The sequence below is a fragment of the Nocardioides massiliensis genome (genome assembly GCF_030811215.1).
Classification (GTDB): domain Bacteria; phylum Actinomycetota; class Actinomycetes; order Propionibacteriales; family Nocardioidaceae; genus Nocardioides_A; species Nocardioides_A massiliensis.
In genome coordinates this window covers 1,413,572-1,430,285 of the sequence record NZ_JAUSQM010000001.1, presented here as the reverse complement: position 1 = coordinate 1,430,285, position 16,714 = coordinate 1,413,572, and the positions used below count along the sequence as shown (strand labels likewise).

Annotated in this window: 14 protein-coding genes and 2 pseudogenes; 6 read left to right on the top strand and 10 right to left on the bottom strand. The window is 71.1% G+C overall.

Translation table 11 applies throughout. The features are described from left to right. The 3 genes from J2S59_RS07135 to J2S59_RS20335 all read right to left on the bottom strand — a co-directional run bounded on the left by J2S59_RS07135 (position 1) and on the right by J2S59_RS20335 (position 2,637). Positions 1 to 1,854 carry a cell wall-binding repeat-containing protein gene (locus tag J2S59_RS07135; RefSeq protein WP_306824961.1) on the bottom strand — a complete coding sequence of 618 codons (1,854 nt, stop codon included), beginning with the start codon at positions 1,852 to 1,854 and terminating at the stop codon, positions 1 to 3. A gap of 163 nt (positions 1,855 to 2,017) precedes the next feature. Then, positions 2,018 to 2,398 carry a type II toxin-antitoxin system VapC family toxin gene (locus tag J2S59_RS07130; RefSeq protein WP_068120057.1) on the bottom strand — a complete coding sequence of 127 codons (381 nt, stop codon included), beginning with the start codon at positions 2,396 to 2,398 and terminating at the stop codon, positions 2,018 to 2,020. Beyond that, positions 2,395 to 2,637, bottom strand: coding sequence for an AbrB/MazE/SpoVT family DNA-binding domain-containing protein (locus J2S59_RS20335; protein WP_220138405.1), 243 nt, complete (start codon positions 2,635 to 2,637; stop codon positions 2,395 to 2,397). Before J2S59_RS20335 ends, J2S59_RS07130 begins: the two co-directional genes overlap by 4 nt. 181 nt (positions 2,638 to 2,818) lie before the next feature. On the opposite strand from J2S59_RS20335, the gene wecB reads away from it, so the two are divergent. The 4 genes from wecB to J2S59_RS07105 are packed head-to-tail and all read left to right on the top strand — an operon-like array spanning position 2,819 to position 6,150. Then, positions 2,819 to 3,907 (top strand): non-hydrolyzing UDP-N-acetylglucosamine 2-epimerase, encoded by a 1,089-nt coding sequence (wecB, locus tag J2S59_RS07120; protein WP_068120052.1) that lies wholly within the window; start codon positions 2,819 to 2,821, stop codon positions 3,905 to 3,907. Next, positions 3,900 to 5,528 carry a glycosyltransferase family 4 protein gene (locus tag J2S59_RS07115; protein ID WP_220138404.1) on the top strand — a complete coding sequence of 543 codons (1,629 nt, stop codon included), beginning with the start codon at positions 3,900 to 3,902 and terminating at the stop codon, positions 5,526 to 5,528. The genes wecB and J2S59_RS07115 overlap by 8 nt, the downstream gene beginning before the upstream one ends. A 59-nt stretch (positions 5,529 to 5,587) precedes the next feature. Next, complete coding sequence (locus tag J2S59_RS07110) at positions 5,588 to 5,785, top strand: type II toxin-antitoxin system VapB family antitoxin (protein ID WP_068120050.1); 198 nt, start codon at positions 5,588 to 5,590, stop codon at positions 5,783 to 5,785. Further along, a complete protein-coding gene (locus tag J2S59_RS07105; protein ID WP_068120048.1) occupies positions 5,782 to 6,150 on the top strand; it encodes a type II toxin-antitoxin system VapC family toxin in 369 nt (122 codons plus the stop codon). Before J2S59_RS07110 ends, J2S59_RS07105 begins: the two co-directional genes overlap by 4 nt. A gap of 38 nt (positions 6,151 to 6,188) precedes the next feature. Here J2S59_RS07105 and J2S59_RS07100 read toward each other — a convergent pair whose 3' ends face one another. The 4 genes and pseudogenes from J2S59_RS07100 to istB (J2S59_RS07085) all read right to left on the bottom strand — a co-directional run. Next, the gene (locus J2S59_RS07100; RefSeq protein WP_068120046.1) at positions 6,189 to 7,271 is read right to left on the bottom strand and encodes a D-glucuronyl C5-epimerase family protein; all 1,083 of its coding nucleotides are present in this window, start codon (positions 7,269 to 7,271) and stop codon (positions 6,189 to 6,191) included. A gap of 17 nt (positions 7,272 to 7,288) precedes the next feature. Beyond that, a complete protein-coding gene (locus J2S59_RS07095) occupies positions 7,289 to 9,163 on the bottom strand; it encodes a glycosyltransferase (protein WP_068120044.1) in 1,875 nt (624 codons plus the stop codon). 30 nt (positions 9,164 to 9,193) lie between these two features. Beyond that, positions 9,194 to 11,365, bottom strand: coding sequence for a cell wall-binding repeat-containing protein (locus J2S59_RS07090; RefSeq protein WP_068120042.1), 2,172 nt, complete (start codon positions 11,363 to 11,365; stop codon positions 9,194 to 9,196). Between the two features lie 478 nt (positions 11,366 to 11,843). Continuing rightward, a pseudogene (gene istB / locus J2S59_RS07085) lies at positions 11,844 to 12,500 on the bottom strand (IS21-like element helper ATPase IstB); the annotation flags it as partial. A gap of 192 nt (positions 12,501 to 12,692) precedes the next feature. On the opposite strand from istB (J2S59_RS07085), the gene istA reads away from it, so the two are divergent. Both istA and istB (J2S59_RS07075) read left to right on the top strand, forming a co-directional pair. Then, positions 12,693 to 14,066, top strand: a complete 1,374-nt coding sequence (gene istA, locus J2S59_RS07080) for an IS21 family transposase (RefSeq protein WP_220138403.1) — start codon at positions 12,693 to 12,695, stop codon at positions 14,064 to 14,066. After that, the gene (gene istB / locus J2S59_RS07075) at positions 14,063 to 14,842 is read left to right on the top strand and encodes an IS21-like element helper ATPase IstB (protein WP_068120038.1); all 780 of its coding nucleotides are present in this window, start codon (positions 14,063 to 14,065) and stop codon (positions 14,840 to 14,842) included. The genes istA and istB (J2S59_RS07075) overlap by 4 nt, the downstream gene beginning before the upstream one ends. Here istB (J2S59_RS07075) and J2S59_RS07070 read toward each other — a convergent pair whose 3' ends face one another. From J2S59_RS07070 to J2S59_RS07065, 3 genes and pseudogenes are all read right to left on the bottom strand, one after another. Next, positions 14,843 to 15,334: a hypothetical protein gene (locus tag J2S59_RS07070; protein WP_306824960.1), complete on the bottom strand. Its 492-nt coding sequence runs from the start codon at positions 15,332 to 15,334 to the stop codon at positions 14,843 to 14,845. Between the two features lie 175 nt (positions 15,335 to 15,509). Continuing rightward, positions 15,510 to 15,842 (bottom strand): annotated as a pseudogene (locus J2S59_RS20330) (Mu transposase domain-containing protein); the annotation flags it as partial. Positions 15,843 to 16,162: 320 nt separating this feature from the next. Next, complete coding sequence (locus J2S59_RS07065; protein WP_068116492.1) at positions 16,163 to 16,423, bottom strand: hypothetical protein; 261 nt, start codon at positions 16,421 to 16,423, stop codon at positions 16,163 to 16,165. Positions 16,424 to 16,714: the final 291 nt, after the last annotated feature.

Sequence of the window (16,714 nt, the reverse complement as noted above, 5' to 3'; positions counted from 1 at the left end):
CTAGCAACGGGCGTGGACGTCGCCGACGCCACGCACGCGCGCGCAGCCGCCGAACTCGTAAGTTGTGAGGCCCGCCATCGCGTAGGTCTCGATGGGTTGGCCGTACTCATCGAGTTCCAAGGCGCCGACCGCGGCGCCACCAGCCATGAAAACGACCGGGACGACACTTCCTGCGCCGTGGCCGTCGATCGTGAACGTGATCTCGCCCGCCTCCGCGACGAAATCCCACGTTGTCGGGGGGACATCAGGACCGAAGAGGACCGGCAGACCACCGAGGTCGACGATGCCCGCAACCTCCTCGACACCATTTCCGCTCGGCGCTACGCGCGGCGCCCTCGGCAACTCCTGCATTTCCACGAATCGCACCGTGTCACCGTCACCTACGAACCACTCCGGTCGAAGCAGGTTGATGACGTACGCCGTCCCCGGGACCAGGCCGGTGATCGTGTAGGTCCGGTCGTCATCGGGACTCGTGGTGACCGGCGCACCGGGTTCGAGAGGCGTAACCGACGAACCGGGGTCCGCCGGCTCCTCCTCGCTCAGCACGTGCCGGTCGTCGCCGCCGTTCGGCACGACGCCCACGACGGTCTCCTCCTCGGCGGGCGAGACTGAGAGCGGAGGCGGCGTCGGCCTCGGCGGCACGGGCGGCACGGGCGCGGGAGTAGGTGTCGGCGTGGGCTCGGGCGCCGGTGCCGGCGCCGGCGCCGGCCGGGACTTCTCGATGACTTCGCTGGCGCTCTCCTGCACCGCGGGCGGCACGGCCGCCGGCCCACCGACGATGACGGCGGAGTCGATCGTCGCGGCGTGGCGTGCCAGGTAGGCGCCCACGGCGGGCGGGACGCCGTCGCGGTTGACGGGGAGGGCGGCGTGTCCGCTGGCGCCGGCAAGGAGCCCGCCGGAGATGGCGTCCAGGCGACCGCTCGGCGCCGACGGCACCAACGTCACACCAGTGGGCACGATCCCGTAGTGCTCCCGCGCGTGCTCAGCCACGGCAACCCCCGCATCAGGCGTGAGCCCGCTGGCGGGCGGCGGGAGCGGACGCGGCGACGGCACGGGCTCGCGGTCGCGCACAGCGGCCCGCCGCATCTCGACTGTCCCCTCGCGATTCACGCGCGCCATGTCGATGTACTCACTGATGCCATCGAGGGCTCGCTGCCGCACCGCATCAGCGGCACGTCGCAGCGCACGCTGGTCCTCCTCCATCTGACGCAGGACCTCCTCGCGCTTGGCATCCCCCATCAGCTTGAGCACGTCGTCGGTGAGCACGACGCTGGCGCCCGCCTGCGCGAGCACCGCGGCCATCCCGGGAGGCAGCGCGTTGGCTGCGTCGGGGTTGGCGGACCCGGCGAACACCGGGAGCTCCGGGGGTCGCAGGAACGCCGCTTGGTACAGAGCGGCGATGTTGGTCTGGAAGCGATCCGCTCCGCTGATCCGAGACGTGTCGAGCCCGAGCTGACCGAGCCCGGCCTCGACGTGCGCGGAGACGGCGAGCGGCCCGCCGATGATCGTCACCTTGTTGACGCCGAGCCGGGCGACGAGGTCGGTGAGACCCGGGGGCAGGGCGTTCGGCGGAGTCGCCACTATCGGCGCCTGCGCGGCGGCCGCATAGGTCACCGCTCCGAGCCCGTCGACGTCGTTGCTGACCAGGACGATCTCGTTTACGCCGCCACCGTGCCGAGCCGCGAGCCTGGCAGCCAGCTGCGCGCTGGTGTCGTAGCGATCCGACCCGCCGACCCGCTCGAAGGGCGTCGGGTCGGCAGCAGCCGGAGCCGCCGTCGAGACCACTCCCAGCACCAGCGCCGACACGAGCCCGGCGACCGACCACCTGCGCGCGCGCACAGCTTTGACAGACACGTTCCCTCCCCAGGGTGCGCACGCGCAGGTCGGCTGGGGACCCTCCGTCCCGCCGACACCCGCACGCGCGCGCTCAGACTAGGGGCCGCCAAGCGGCTCGCGCGGCCGATTGGCTGGATTGCGCAACCAATCCTGCCCGGAATTCACCGGGTCGCCCACGGCCTCAGCGGATCACCCGGACGTCGACGGACAGGTCGAGGGAGGCCCACTCCCGATCGGCCGTCAGCACCCGCGCCGGCACCGAACGCATGGCCAGGGCCAGACAGCACCGATCCTCGAGGGAGAGCGATCGTCCGCCCTCGACGTCGCGCAGCGCTCCGGCTATCTCGCCGTCCTCGGCAGTCACCGGCTCGACGGTGACTCCCGCCGCCTGGAGCAGCGGGCGGACGCGACGGACGTCGACGCCGGCGTCGAGGAGCTTGCCGACCACCTCGGCGAGGCTTGCCGCCCCCAGCACGGCACCTTCGATCTCAGCCTCGAGGACCTCGTGACCTGGCTCCTTGTGGATGAGCGCAAGCACCGCCGACGCATCCAGCACTGTCATTCGCGTCCCGCCTCTGCTCGCCGAGCTTGGAGCAGCTCGTCGACGAGAGAACTCGATGGCGGGACGTCCTGAGCCAGGGCCTGCAGCTCGGTGAGCGCCTCACCTTGGGGTTCGATCACGAGTCGAGATCCACGGGTGGCGAGGTGCAGCCGATCACCCGGCCGCAGACGCAAGGCAGCCCGGATCTCGGCCGGAATGACGAGTCGTCCCTGTTTGCCCAGGACAACCGTGGCATCCATGCAGCAATGATTCCACCGGCTCCGCCGAAGCGCCATGGGGAAAGCACCCAGGTCGCGCCCGCCGTGGGGAGCCGCGGGGAGTGCCCCGCACCCGAGGGCGCCTGAGCCATCCGCGTGCTACGAGGCGGTAGATTCCCCGCCGGACGTTCGAATGACTCGGGCGACGAACGGAGAAGCAGACGTGAAGGTCCTCAGCGTGGTCGGCGCACGACCACAGCTGGTCAAGCTGGCGGCCGTCGCGGCGGCCGTCGACGGCACCGCGCACGAGCACGTGATCGTGCACACCGGCCAGCACTACGACCTGCGCATGTCCGACGTCTTCTTCACCGGTCTCGGGATCCCCGACCCCGACGTCCACCTCGGCGTCGGCTCCGGCAACCACGGCGCGCAGACCGGCGCGATCCTCGCCGGGATCGAGCCGGTCATCGAGGAGCAGCGCCCCGACTGGGTCCTGGTGTACGGCGACACGAACTCGACGCTCGCGGGCACGCTCGCGGCGGTGAAGCTGCACGTCCCGGTCGCCCATCTCGAGGCCGGCCTGCGCTCCTTCAACCGGCGGATGCCCGAGGAGCACAACCGCGTCCTGACCGACCACGCCGCCGATATGCTGCTCGCCCCGACCGAGACCGCTGCGGCGCACCTCGCCCGCGAGGGGCTGGCCGAGCGCACCGTGGTCGTCGGTGACGTCATGGTCGACGTGTGCCACCGCGTGCGGGACGCCGTCCTGGCCGGCGACCACCCGGCACCCGAGCTCCCCGCCGGCATCGACCCCGCGTCGCCGTACCTCGTCGCGACGCTGCACCGGCCCGACAACACCGACGACCCGGAGGTCCTGCGCGGTCTGGTCGACGCGCTCGCCGCGCTTCCCGTGCCCGTCGCGCTGCTGGCCCACCCGCGGTTGCGCGCTCGCGCCGAGCAGCACGGCATCGATCTGCGTGCCGGTGCGCTCCACCCCGGTGAGCCCCTGCCGTACGGCGACCTGGTGGCCGCCGTGCTCGGTTCGCGCGGCGTCGTCACCGACTCCGGTGGGCTGCAGAAGGAGGCGTTCCTCCTCGGCCGCCCGTGCACCACGCTGCGCACCGAGACCGAATGGGTCGAGACCGTCGAGGCAGGCTGGAACGTCCTCGTCGCCCGGCCCGACCGCGAGGACCCGACTTGGTGGGCGCAGACCGCGACCCGCGAGGCGCCGACCGACCCGCGTCCGACCCCCTACGGCACCGGCGACGCCGGCGCCCGCACCATCGCAGCGCTGGAGGCGCACCATGGCTGACCCGTTGCCCGGCTCCCCGTTCGCGGCTCCCGCGGAATCCCCGGTCGACACCCCGCCCGACTCCGAGCCGGACACGACGCCGGTCTCGCGCCCGTCGACGGCGGTCTTTCCCACTTGGACTCCCGGTCCGCGTGACCGCGGTCGCGGCCGCGTGGTGATGCTCGTCGACAACGACGTCGTCCGTGACAGCCGCGTGCGCAAGCAGGCGCAGTCCATGGCGGCAGCCGGGTGGGACGTGCTGCTGGTCGGGCGCGCACTCGGCCCCGCGCCGGAACGCTTCCTCCTCGACCAAGCACGCGTGCTGCTCGTGCCGGTAGAGCGCGCCCTCACCGCCCGCAACTTCCACTTCCGCCACCCGTTCCTGCGTGGCTCGCTGGCCTACCCCAACCGACGCCGCGCCCGCCACCGCACCGCCCAGGCCGCTGCCAGGCGCGCCGACCTGCAGGCCCGCCTCGTGACCGCCGGACCCGTCAACCGCACACTGATGCTGCCCGCCCGCGTCGTCGCCAAGGCCGAGCGCACCTGGGTCGCCCGCCGCGCCGAGGCAACGCGGCGAATGGCCGAGACCGCCACGGAGCGTCTGGACACCGGGGTGCGCAAGGCGTGGACACAGCTGCGTATCCGGGTGCAGGGCGACCGGGTCTGGCGCGCGCTTGACCCGCACCTGTGGGACTTCGAGCTCGCCTACGGACCCGTCATCGACCGCAACGAGCCCGACATCATCCACGCCAACGACGCGATCATGCTCGGTGTCGCCGCCCGCGCGAAGGCGCGGGCGCAGGCCGCAGGCCGCCGCCCGGCGATGGTCTACGACGCCCACGAGTACGTGCCCGGCCGCCCGGGTGGTCACCCGTGGTGGCTGCCGGCGCAGATCGCCCACGAGCGCGAGTACGTCCGTGCCGCCGACGCGGTCGTCACCGTCTCGGAGACGCTCGCGGAGATGCTGCACACCGAGCTCGCGCTGCCCGAGCGCCCGACGGTGGTTCTCAACGCCCCGCCGGTCGGCGAGGGTTCGGGCGAGGCCCCGTCGATGCGGGAGCTGTGCGGGATCGGACCCGACACCCCGCTGCTGGTCTACAGCGGCGGCATGGCTCCCCAGCGCGGCGTGGCGATCATGGTCGAGACGCTCCCCCGGCTACCGGACGTGCATGTCGCGTTCGTCGTCGGCAAGCCCGAGGCGCCGTTCGTCGTGGAGCTGATGGCCCGTGCCGTCGAGCTGGGCGTGCGCGAGCGCGTGCACCTGCTGCCGTACGTCGACCCCGAGCACGTCGTCGACTACGTCTCCGAGGCCGACATCGGGGTGCACCCGACGCACCACCACCCCAACCACGAGATCTCGCTGGCGACCAAGTTCTTCGAGTACTCCCACGCCGGGCTGCCGATCGTTGTCTCCGACGTGCGCACCATGAGCGAGATGGTGCTCAAGACCGGGCAGGGCGAGGTGTTCCGCGCCGAGGACGAGGACGACTACGTGCGCGCGGTGCAGGCCGTGCTCGCCGACCCGCAGCGCTACCGCTCGGTGTACGACGACCACGGCCTGCTCGCGTCGTGGACGTGGGCCGGGCAGGCCACGGTGCTGGACGCGCTCTACACGAAGCTCCGCGGCCAGCAGCAGGGCTGACCGGAGAGGGCACGTATCCTGGCGTCAGTTGATGCCGTTTTTCGTGCCCAGGAGGATCCATGAGGACGACGATCGCGTTGGACGACGATCTGCTCGCGGAGGCACAGCGCCTGACCGGGACGATGGAGAAGAGTGCCCTCGTGCGGCAGGCGCTGCGTGCGTTGATCGAGCAGGAGAGCGCGCGGCGCCTCGCCCGGCTGGGAGGAAGTGAGCCGGACGCGACATCGATCCCGCGGCGGAAGTCGATGCCCGCGTGATCCTGGTCGACACGTCCGTCTGGATAGACCACTTCCGCGCGGGCGAAGCGGGGCTTGCGGAGCTGCTGCAGAGCAACCGCGTGCTGGCACACCCCTGGGTGACCGGCGAGCTCGCTCTCGGGCACCTCGCCCAGCGCCGCACCATCCTTGAACTTCTTCACCACTTGCCGCAGACAACCGTGGCGACCGATGTCGAGGTGTTGACCTTGATCGAGAACCACCACCTGAGTGGGGTCGGGATCGGGTACGTCGACGCCCACCTTCTGGCCGCGACCATGCTGCATCCTGGTGCGCGCCTGTGGACCCGCGACAAACGGCTGACGACCGTCGCTGCCCGAGAAGGAATTGCCTACGACCTCGGTTGATGCGGCGACCCAGATCGCGATGAGTAGCCGCCGCGGGATCACCCCTCGGGCGCAGGCACGAAGTCGGCGGCGAACTGATCGGCGAACTGGTCGAACTCCTCGGCGTCGACCATGTCGGCGACGAACCGCATCTGCGTAGTGACGATGCCGTGGTACTTCTCGTTCTGCCACGACTCTTCACCGCACAGCGGCATCCGAATGCAGTACCACGACACCCCCTGGGGCTCGCGGAACGCCGGGAGGTAGTACGCCAGCGTCGTCGCGCCGGCGTCGAAGAGCTCCACGGCCTGCTCGGAACCGGTCAGGTTCCAGTAGTCCCACACGCCGAACATCGCGAACATGTGACCGTTGAGCACGAGCAGCGGCTCGAGCTCGCCGGCGTACTCCTCGAACCAGAAGTAGCCCTCGGGATCGACGTACGCCGACCACGGCTGCTCGCGGGGACCCTCGTCGTCGAGGCTGCGGAAGGTGCGGTCGGCGGCGTCGCGCCAGCGCTGCTCCCCGGTCTCCTCGAAGAGCCGGACGAACAACGACAGCACCTGGCCCTGCGCCATCGCCGACCACCACGGGGTCGGCAGGGTGTGCTCGACGCGACCGCCGAGCGGGAAGTCGAAGGGGTAGGGGTAGTAGTCGGCGTCGCCGACCGGCTCGGCCATCGTCAGCAGCTTCTCGCCGTTGGCGATCGCCCGCGCCATCCGATCGGCGTCGCCGCCGTCGCGCCCGGCGTCGAGCTGCGCCATGGCGTACTGCGCAATCGCGACCGGGTGGTCCCAGCGCCGGTCGTGGCGCTCGAAGATGCGGATGCCGTCGGCGTCGACCTCGGCGTCCAGGAGGCCCTCGAGGAGGACCTGGTCGTCGTAGGGGCGCGCGTCGACGTCGGCCAGCGTGTAGCCCGACGTGCGCCAGCGCTCGCCCTCGGCGATCTCCCCGACGGGGTCGCCGTCGACCGGCTTCACGTCGACGTCGACCTCGGTCACGTCTTCGGGGGCGGGCGCCTGCCCCGCGGTCGCCGCGGCACCCGGGGCGGTCGGCTCGTCGGTCGCCTCGCCGCAGGAGCCCAGCAGCAGAGCCGATGTCACCGCTGCAGTGAGGACAGGGACCAGCCGGGACGTGGGGCGCACGAGGCGCATCCTACGGATCAGGCGTCGCCGAGCAGCAGCCGACGGTACGCCGCGAGGCTCGCGGCCGGGTCCTGCTCGGCGCGCACGGTCGCCGCGGCGCTGCGACCGGCCTCGCGCCACACGCCCGGGTCCGCGGCGAGTGCGAGGATCCGGCGTACGGCGGCTACCCGGTCGGCGACGATCCAGGAGTCCGGGTAGAGCGTGCGCGCACCGTGGGCTCGTCCGGCGAAGTACGGCCAGTCACGGACGACGGGGGCGGCGCCGGTCGCCGCGCCTTCGACCAGGCCCGCATGAAAGCTCTCGCGCACCGAGGTGGACAGGATGACGCCGACCTCGGCCAGCGCTGCCGGGACGTCGTCGGTCTGACCGACCAGGTCGACCGCGTCGGCCGCGAGGAGTGGCTCGAGCAGCGCACGCACGGAGCGGTGATAGACGGCCGCGGCGGGCGAGGAACCCTCGGTGAGCTCGGAGCCGACCAGGCGCAGCCGGAAGCGCGGATCGTGCTCGCGCAGCTCGGTCAGCAGCTCGAGCGCCCAGCGCACGTCCTTGGCCACGGCGGACCACCCGACGACCCCCAGCACGAAGCGTGCGTCGTCGGGGCGGTCGACGACCGGGAACCGCGCGAGGTCGACGGTCAACGGGGCCACCGACAGCAGCGGGGCTCCGGGACCACGCAGTCCCGGGATCGACGCCGCGGCCTGGTCGCGCAGGTGGTCGCTGACGAACACCGCCTCGTCGACGCGCGACCAGTCGACGAGAGCGGGCCAGAGGCTATAGGCCTCCACGCTGTGCATCCGCACCACGACCCGAGCGTCGCCGACGTCGACCCGTGTCACCAGCGCGGCAGCGGCGGTGCACCACTCCAGCAGCACGGTGTCGGCCCACTCCAGCTCAGGCCTCAGGTGCTGCTCGGCCCAGCCGACCGGGTCCGGGCCGACCGGGGGCGCACCGAGCCCTGCCGCGGCGAGCCGCACGACCGAGGTCACGGCGGTCGCGTCGGGCAGCGACGCGACATCGAGCACCCGCACCTGCGCGTCGTCGTCAGCCTCGAGCATCGCGACGATCTCACCCACGAAGTTGTCGTTCGCCCACGTCAGCACCAACACGCGGCCGCCGCGCGGTGTGGGGCGCGGGGGTGTCCGGCGGGCGTCCACGCCCATGATCCGGGTCGCGGTCGCACTTGCCCCGAGGACCTCGGCGTACGCCGACGGCGCACTCGCCAGCGGCGAGGTCGTGCGGTCGAGGTGCAGGCCGCGGTGGTACGCCGTGCGCACCGCTTCGGCGTACCCCTCCGCGGCTCCGGTCGCTCGGCGTTCGACGGCTCCGTAGGCGCGCCCTGCTGCCAGCTGGCGGTCGGCGACCGCGAGCTCCGCGGCCACGGCATCGAGCACCAGCGCCGAGGCGTCTCCGCACGCCAGGCGCGCCCACACGAGCTCGCCGAGCAGGTCGGCCCGGATCCGCGGTCGGCGGATCGCCTCGGCCCGCTCGCCCACGATCTGGTCGGCCTCGTCACCGCGTCCGGCCTGCACCAGGCCCAGCACCCGCTCCCGGGTCGCGAGGTAGCGGTCGGGCCCGTCGAGCACGGACCCGAGGGTGAGCGCTTCGGCGGCGACGTCGTCGAGCGCTCGCAGTTCTGCGCCGGCGGCGCGCAGGGCGACGATGCGGGAGTCGGCCGCGAGCAGCGCGGCCAACCGGGCGGCCGGGCTCCTTGCTTCGCGGTACGCACGGCGGCCGTGCGGACCGTGGAGCGGCGCGGCGCGACGCAGGTCGTGCGCCGGGACCTCGGCCACGTCGGCCACGCGCTCACCCACCAGCAGCACGTCGCCTCCGAGCTCGAACTCCGCCAGCATGCCGGGCTCGTAGCGGGACGTGATCAGCAAGACAGGGGGCACGGCCCCATCATCGCTGGTCGGAGGCGACGCTCAGCAGCCGCGGGTGGCGGCGGCATCTGCCAGCGCGAGCGTCCCGCCGAGCAGAAGTCGCTCGGTCACCCCCAGCGTCTTCAGCAGGGTGCCGACCTCCGCGGGCAGGCACTGCTGCTGCGTCAGCAGCAGCGGCGCGCGCTCGGCGGCTGCGGCCGGGACCGCCGACAGCGCGTCGGGGAAGTCGGTGCCGGCTGCCAACCACGCGCGCCCGGCGTTGCGCCAGCCGAGCTGGGCGATGGCTGTCGAGGTGGCATAGCGGTTCGCACCCGACACCCGCCGGACCTGCGTGGTGGGCAGGGCCTGGCCGATGGAGACCATCACGTCCTCGGTGATCGCTGCCTGGCCACCGAGCAGCACGACGCGCTGCGGTTGCAGCCGGCGGAGCTCGGCGCGGGCGCCGTCGGGCAGCGCAGCCTTGCCGACCAGCACGATCGGCGCCTTGTGCAGCGCGGCGAGGGCGCCGCCCGACAGCGCGTCGGGGTAGCTCTCGCCCGACGCGACGTAGACGACCTCCTGGCCGGGCTCCCAGAAGTGCGAGGTCACCGCGGCCGCGGTGTCATAGCGACTCGTCCCGGAGAGCCGCTGGATCGTCGTCCCGGTCCCGAGCACCTGACGGGTCTGGCGGACGACGGGAGCGGGCAGCACCATCGTGCCGCCCAGGACGAAGACCCGGCTCGGACGCAGCCGCGCCAGCTCCGCGCTGGTCTCGGCCGGCAGCCCGCGGGCATCGGCGAGCAGTACGGGAGCGCCGGAGATGCCGGCCGCCGGCCCAGCCCCCAGCGCGTCGGGGAACGACGTCCCGGAGGCGATGAACGCCACGCTCGCACCCGTGGGGAAGGTCTCGCGCGACACGGCCGCCGCAGTGGCGTAGCGGTTGGACCCGGCCACGCGGGGCTGGGCCGGGGGCTGCGGCTTGGGGGTCGGCGGTGCGGTTGCCTGCTCGGGGTCCGTGGGCTTCGGCGCCGGCGTCGGCGTGGGGGTGGGCGCCGGCGCGGGGGCGGCTGCGATGAGTGCGGCGACCTCACCGCGCAGGGTCGACTTGAGCCACGCGTCGCCGTAGCGGCCGGGGCAGGCGGTGGCGGTGGCGGGGCGCACCCCGGCGAGGTGGATGTCGCGATGGCCGTGGATGACCGGCACGCGCTTGCCTCCGAGGCTGGCGGTCGCGTTGGGGTCGAGACCGAACTGGTCGAGCCGCCATGCGATCAGCCGGGCCACCGACTGCTTGAGTGCTGTGGTCAGCTGCGCGGTCTCGAAGTTGCCCATCATCGAGACGCCGGTGAAGTAGGTGTTGGCCTCGTTGTTGCCGGCGTGCGCGCCTCGGACCTGCTTGGTGGGTCCGCCGCGGCGGCCGACGTAGATCGTGCCGTAGGTGTCGACGACGAAGTTGTAGCCGATGTCGCACCAGCCCAGCGTCGCCGTGTGGTATCGGTGCATCCCGCGCATGATCCCGGGAGCTTCCTCGCGGGTGTAACCGTTGCGGCCGGCGGTGTGGTGCAGGGTGACGCCGCGCGCAGCGCTCGCGGTCGTCGGGGCGGAGCAGCTCACCTGGGTGGACTCGTCCACGCCCCACTGCGCACGGGTGCGGATTGGCGGACGGGCCACCCCGCCCGACATGAGTGCCGCGCCGCCGTCGGGCTCGACCGCGAGGCCGGTGCCGCCGTCGATGAGGGTCAGCTCGATGTCCGCGGGCGCCGCCTCGGCAGACCGCAGACGTACGTCGACGCCATCAGCCGTGCCGGTCCAGATCGGGTCGGTGCCTTCACGCTCGGCCTCGGTGCCCTCGTCGACCGCGTCGGCGACCTCCAGGGCCTCCCAGTCGCTCCAGGCGCCGTCAGCCTTGGTGCGCACCTCGACCGCGAGGTCTTCGGGTGCCGAGCCCACCGTCCAGCTGACGCCGACCAGCCCGAACTCATCCGTCTCCTCCTGGGTCACCGCGGCGACGACATCAGCCGGGTCTCCCCCACCCTCGGGCGCGGGTGTGCGCGGAGCGGTCTGGGCGGTGCCGTAGGTCGCACGGCCACCCTTCTCCTTCGCGGCCGGCTTCGCCGCGGGGACCACGAGGTCGGTGCTGCGCACCGTGGCGTCGGGGTTGGTCTGCAATGACGGCGTCAACTCCAGCTCACCGACCCCGATGTGGGGCAACGCGCCGGCCACGACCAGCGCGAGCATCCCGCCCGAAGCGGTCAGGTTTCGCAGCCGCCGCCATCCCTGGCGCGGCCGCGATCGCGGCGGGAACGGGACGTCGGATGGGGCCGGTGTGACTGATGGGGAAGATGACACGCAAGTAGTGTGGAGTGAAACGAGTGTGAATACCACATCGGCGGCTGAACTACACGGATGTAGTTCTTCGTCGGCGCGTCGCGCCGGTCGAGTCCCCTAGCCGGTCGAGCGAAGTCGAGACCCGTTGTCGGTCGAGCGGTCACCTTGTCGGTCGAGCAAAGTCGAGACCCTCATCAGCCACCACGGTCACGGCGTGAGGTAGATCCGACGCCGATGCAGAACCATCGCCACCAGGTCCCACAGCACCCCCTGGTCACGACGAAGGCCGCGCGGGGGTCGCCGGTGAACTCCAGTGCCTCCGCTGTCAATGGCCCGGTTGTGGTCCCCGCTGCTGGCCAACTGAAAGTGCCCCACTCTTTGCTCAGGTTCAGTTGGTCTTGAGTCGGGTTCCTCCGTTCGTTCGGGCCTGTCTCATGCGGTAGGAGTCGCCGCCGGTGACGACGGTCTGGCAGTGGTGCAGGAGCCGGTCGAGCATGCTGACCGCGGTGGTGTGCTCTGGTAGGAACCGGCCCCAGGACTCGAATGGCCAGTGGGAGGCGATTCCGAGCGAGCGAGGTTCGTAGGCGGCCGCGACGAACCGGAACAACAGCTGGGCGCCGGTGTCGTCGAGCGGGGCGAACCCGAGTTCGTCGACCACGATGAGTTCGGTGCGCAGCACGGCCTCGATGACCTTTCCGACGGAGTTGTCGGCCAGCCCTCGGTAGAGGGTCTCGACGAGCTCGGCGGCGGTGAAGTATCGGACCCGGTGCCCTGCCTCGACCGCGGCGATGCCGAGCGCGATCAGGGTGTGGGACTTGCCGGTGCCGGCCGGGCCGATCATGCACACGTTTTCCGCAGCACGGATCCACGCCAGGCTGGCCAGGTAGTCGAAGGTCGCTGTGGGGATCGACGAGGCGGCGACGTCGAACTCGGCCAACGTCTTGGTCACAGGGAAGGCTGCTTGGCGCATCCGGGCACGTCGATTGGACTCATCGCGTGAGGCGATCTCGCCTTCGACGAGGGTGCGGAGGAACTCCTCAGGGTTCCGGCGTTGGGGTCTTGGCGGTGATGTCCGCGTACCACCTCATGTGTCGTTCCAGGTACCTGACGTGTAGGTCGGTCTCGGCGAGTTGAGTCCTTCCTCGCCTTAGAACGGGGTCACCCTTCGGTTCGTCCACCGCCAAGTAGACGAGCCCGAAGGGTGCCGCTGTTCATGATCGTTGATTCGGAGTCCTGGATGAACATCCGTCGTTTCCGTGCCCTGCATCACCAGGGCGCTTCCTATGCCGAGATCGCCCGCGAGTGCGGGGTCGATTGGCGCACCGTGAAGAAATACCTGGCCCAGGACGCGCCCTCGGTCCCGCCGTCCGCTCCGCCGCGGGCGGGCACCCAGCCGAAGGTCATCGCCCCGTTGGTCGGGGTGATCGAGGCGTGGCTGCGGGCTGATGTGACGCTGAAAGGCACGGTGATCCACGAGCGGCTCGTCGCCGAGCATGGCTTCACCGGGTCCTATCAGCGGGTGAAGATGTTCCTGGCCGAGGCTCGGCCCCGCATCGTCGCCGAGCTGGCTGAGGGTGATGAGAACCCGTTGACCGGGCTGCACCGCCGTTTCGAGGTCGTCCCGGGCGCCCAGGCCCAGGTCGACTGGGGAGATGAGGGCGACCTGCTCGCCCACGTCGGCATCGGGGCCGTCTACTCGTTCCACATGACGTTGTCGCACTCGCGTGACCCGTTCACCTGTTTCACCACCTCGATGGATCTGGCGAGCTTCTGGGATTGTCACCGGCGCGCGTTCGCGCACTTCGGTGGCGTCCCGGGCGCGATCGTCTATGACCGCACCAAGACGGTGATCAAGCGCCACGTCGCCCCCGGTGTCGCGGTCCCGCTGCACCCCGAGGCGGCGGCGTTCGCTGAGCATTACGGCTTCGTCATCGACGTGCTGGCTGCCTACCGGCCCACCGGCAAGGGTCGAGTCGAGCGGCAGGTCAACATCGTGCGCGATCACGTGATCGCTGGCCGGTCGTTCGATTCCATCGCCGAGCTCGATGGGGCGTTCGAGGCGTGGTTGCCGATGCGCCGGGCCCAAGTCCACCGCACTCACGGCCAGGTCATCGCCGTTCGTGCCGAGACCGACCGGGCCGCATTGATGCCGCTACCGCCGCAGCCGTATCTGGTCACCGACAAGCACCTGCGCCGCGTCGGCAAGGACGCGCTGGTCTCGTTCGAGGCCAGCTACTACTCCGTGCCCGCCCGGCGGGTCCGGCCCGGGCAGCGGGTCCAGCTGCAAGTCGACGGGCCACCAGGAGAAGGGATCGTCACGATCCGTGCTCTGGGCACCGAGGGCGGCGGCTGGTTAGCGACCCATCCACGAGCGGGTGAACGCGGGACCTGGATGGTCGACGAAGCTCACTGGGACGGGCTGCCTGAGGGCCATACCCGCGCCGTGACCCTCGAGCCACCCCGCAGAGGCGTGGCTGACCTGCCGGCCGCTCCGGACACTGCCGGACAAGCCCTCGAGCCACTGTCCTCGGTGCTAGCGCGCCGTCACGCCGACATCGCGGTCGCGGCTCGCCCGCTCAGCGACTACGACACCGCGGGAGGCCTCCGATGAACGCCTTGACCACCGACCGGATCCGCGACCACGCCACCAGGCTCGGGCTGACCCACCTCGGCACCGACGCCGCCGTGGTCACCGGGCTGGTCGAGCGCGCCGAGCAAGCCCAGATGGGTTACCTCGACTTCGTCGACCTGCTCCTCGAAGAAGAGCTCGGGCTGCGCGAGGGCCGCCGGTTCCGCAACGCCTTGAAGCTCTCGGGGTTGCCGCACCACAAGACCCTCGAGGAGTTCGACTTCGCCTTCCAGCCCGACCTCGACGTCCGCAAGGTCCGCGACCTGGCCACCTTGGAGTTCGCACGCGCCAAGTCCAACGTCGCCCTCCTGGGCCCGCCCGGGGTCGGGAAGACGATGATCGCGGTCGCGCTCGCGGTCGCGGCCTGCCAAGCGGGATTCTCGATCTACTTCACCACCCTCGACGACCTGGTCCGCAAGCTCCGCACCGCGGAGGCCACCGGCCGGTTCAACCGCCAACTCGCCGCGTTCCTGCGACCAGCGGTTCTCGTCGTCGACGAAGTCGGCTACCTGCCGCTGGACCGCGCCGAGGCGAACATGGTCTTCCAACTCGTCTCACGCCGCTACGAACGCGGCTCCATGATCATCACCAGCAACAAGTCCTTCGCCGAATGGGGCGGCGTCCTCGGCGACGACGTGCTGGCCACCGCGATCCTCGACCGCCTCCTGCACCACTGCGACGTGCTCTCCATCAACGGCCCCTCCTACCGCCTCAAGGACCGCTTCGACCTCGTCACCGGAGGTGAACCCATGCCATAGTCATCCCCGCCGAGACCGACACGTCAGGTCGTACCCCACCCGACACGTGAGGTCGTACGCCGACAGGTGAGGAGCAGCTCGGGTCCCGGCCGGCGCATCGCGGCCATCTTCAACCGTTTCAGGCCCTCGTTCAGATCCGCCGGCAGCGGCGGCGGGGACGTCGCGGTCATGCTCCCTCACCACCTCGGCATCGGCACTGGCGCCGGAACCGATGCGGTAGGCCTCCAGCGACCTGGTCGGGACGGTCGGCAGGGTCATCACCAGTGCGTGGCCCGCGGCGGTGGGTCGGTGCGTGTCCGTGGGTGTGGCCAGGATCGACCGGACATCTGCAGCGCGCCACCGCCCGAACGCCACCGCCCGTTGCAGCGCGGTGAGCAGCCGGCCGGTGCCGTGCGCGGCGCCCAGGGTGGGGATCTCGGTGATCTCGGTGCCGAGTTTGGTCACCCCGGCCGCTGCCGCGCCGGTCAGGAACTGCTCGGCGACCGGGCCCAAAGCGAGGAACTCCCGCTCCGCTGCCGTCCTGGGCCGAGCACCGCGGCGCGGAGTGTCCGGGCGTGATCGGTCGTAGTGGGCATCGACGATGCTGGTCTCGCCCGGCGCGACCAGTTGGTGTTCCGCGTGGACCGGTGACCGGCTCGTTCACCCGCAGCACCCGGTCCCGCTCGTCGACCAGGACGGTGACCGTGGTCCCGATGAGACGGTTCGGGACCGAGTAGCAGGCCGAGGCGAACCGGATGCAGGACAGCTTGTCGACCTTGCGGGTGGTCGGCTTTGGGCCGACCTCGAGCCGCAATGACGGCAACTCACCCAGCAGCTCCCGCTCGTTGTCGAGCCGCTCGGCCGGGACCGCATGGGTCTCGCTGTGACGGTGGCCGTTGACCTCCTCGCACCACGCCTGCGCGCGGGTGTTCAACCCGACCAGTCCCTCGGCCCACGGGTCGTCCTCGAGCTCCAGGGGAACCAGCAGATCGTCCTTGGCATAGCCGACCAGGTTCTCCACGATCCCCTTCGACTCCGGGTGCGCGCCGTGGCAGAAGTTGGGCCGGAACCGGTAATGAGTAGCGAACCGGACATAGTCCGGCGCCGGGACGGCGACGTCGGCGACCACGCCGCCCTTCAAACAACCCTGCGGTCGGCGAGCACGGCCTTCGGGACCCCACCGAGGACCTCGAAGCACTCTGCCCACATCGCCAGCGTGGTCGCCTGCTGCTCATCGGCAGCGAAGCGGTGAACCGGAACCGCGACCAGGCGAGCACCGCGCAAAACACGTGGACCTTGCGACCCGCGAGGATCTCCTCGCCCCAGTCGATCGCCAGCACCTCACCAGGCGACCCCGCCGCCGCGACCACCCGCACGGACCTGACCGAGTCGCCGCTCGCGCTTCGCGGTCGCGACCAGACGCCGGAAGTTGCGATCAGAACCCTCATAGTCAGCCGCTCGCGCGGCCGACAGCAGCCGTTTGGCGCTGATCTTGCCCACGGTCTTGGCCACCGCCTCGGCGACCCCGTCGTAGTTCCTCGCCCGCGGCGGCGGATGAGCACCCTTGCTGAACAGCCCATACGCGGTGACGATCCGCTTCACCGTCTTGTAGGTCGTGCTTCTACCTGGCCACCAGTGGGGACTTTTTCACGGCCACGGACATCCGGTACCTGCCCGGCGCACGACCCGCCCAGAGTATGGAGGACGTGCCGCACAAGGGATGCCGAAAGTACACAAACAGCCCTGCTGCGACCCCGCACCACGAGCGTAAAGGCGAGGCTGATTCAGGCGGCTCGTGCGGTCGCAACGATGGGCACGGTCGGTATTCGAGCCGATTCACGCAACCGGGAACGTCAGTCGTCCGCACGGCTTCCTTCCGGAGGCGGACGCCTC

What these genes read in the sequence shown, in the direction of transcription:
- J2S59_RS07130 (WP_068120057.1), bottom strand. Translation starts at nt 2,398, where the DNA reads ATGACAGTGCTGGATGCGTCGGCGGTGCTTGCGCTCATCCACAAGGAG.
- J2S59_RS20335 (WP_220138405.1), bottom strand. Translation starts at nt 2,637, where the DNA reads ATGGATGCCACGGTTGTCCTGGGCAAACAGGGACGACTCGTCATTCCG.
- J2S59_RS07115 (WP_220138404.1), top strand. Translation starts at nt 3,900, where the DNA reads ATGGCTGACCCGTTGCCCGGCTCCCCGTTCGCGGCTCCCGCGGAATCC.
- J2S59_RS07110 (WP_068120050.1), top strand. Translation starts at nt 5,588, where the DNA reads ATGAGGACGACGATCGCGTTGGACGACGATCTGCTCGCGGAGGCACAG.
- J2S59_RS07090 (WP_068120042.1), bottom strand. Translation starts at nt 11,365, where the DNA reads ATGCTCGCGCTGGTCGTGGCCGGCGCGTTGCCCCACATCGGGGTCGGT.
- istA (WP_220138403.1), top strand. Translation starts at nt 12,693, where the DNA reads ATGAACATCCGTCGTTTCCGTGCCCTGCATCACCAGGGCGCTTCCTAT.
- istB (WP_068120038.1), top strand. Translation starts at nt 14,063, where the DNA reads ATGAACGCCTTGACCACCGACCGGATCCGCGACCACGCCACCAGGCTC.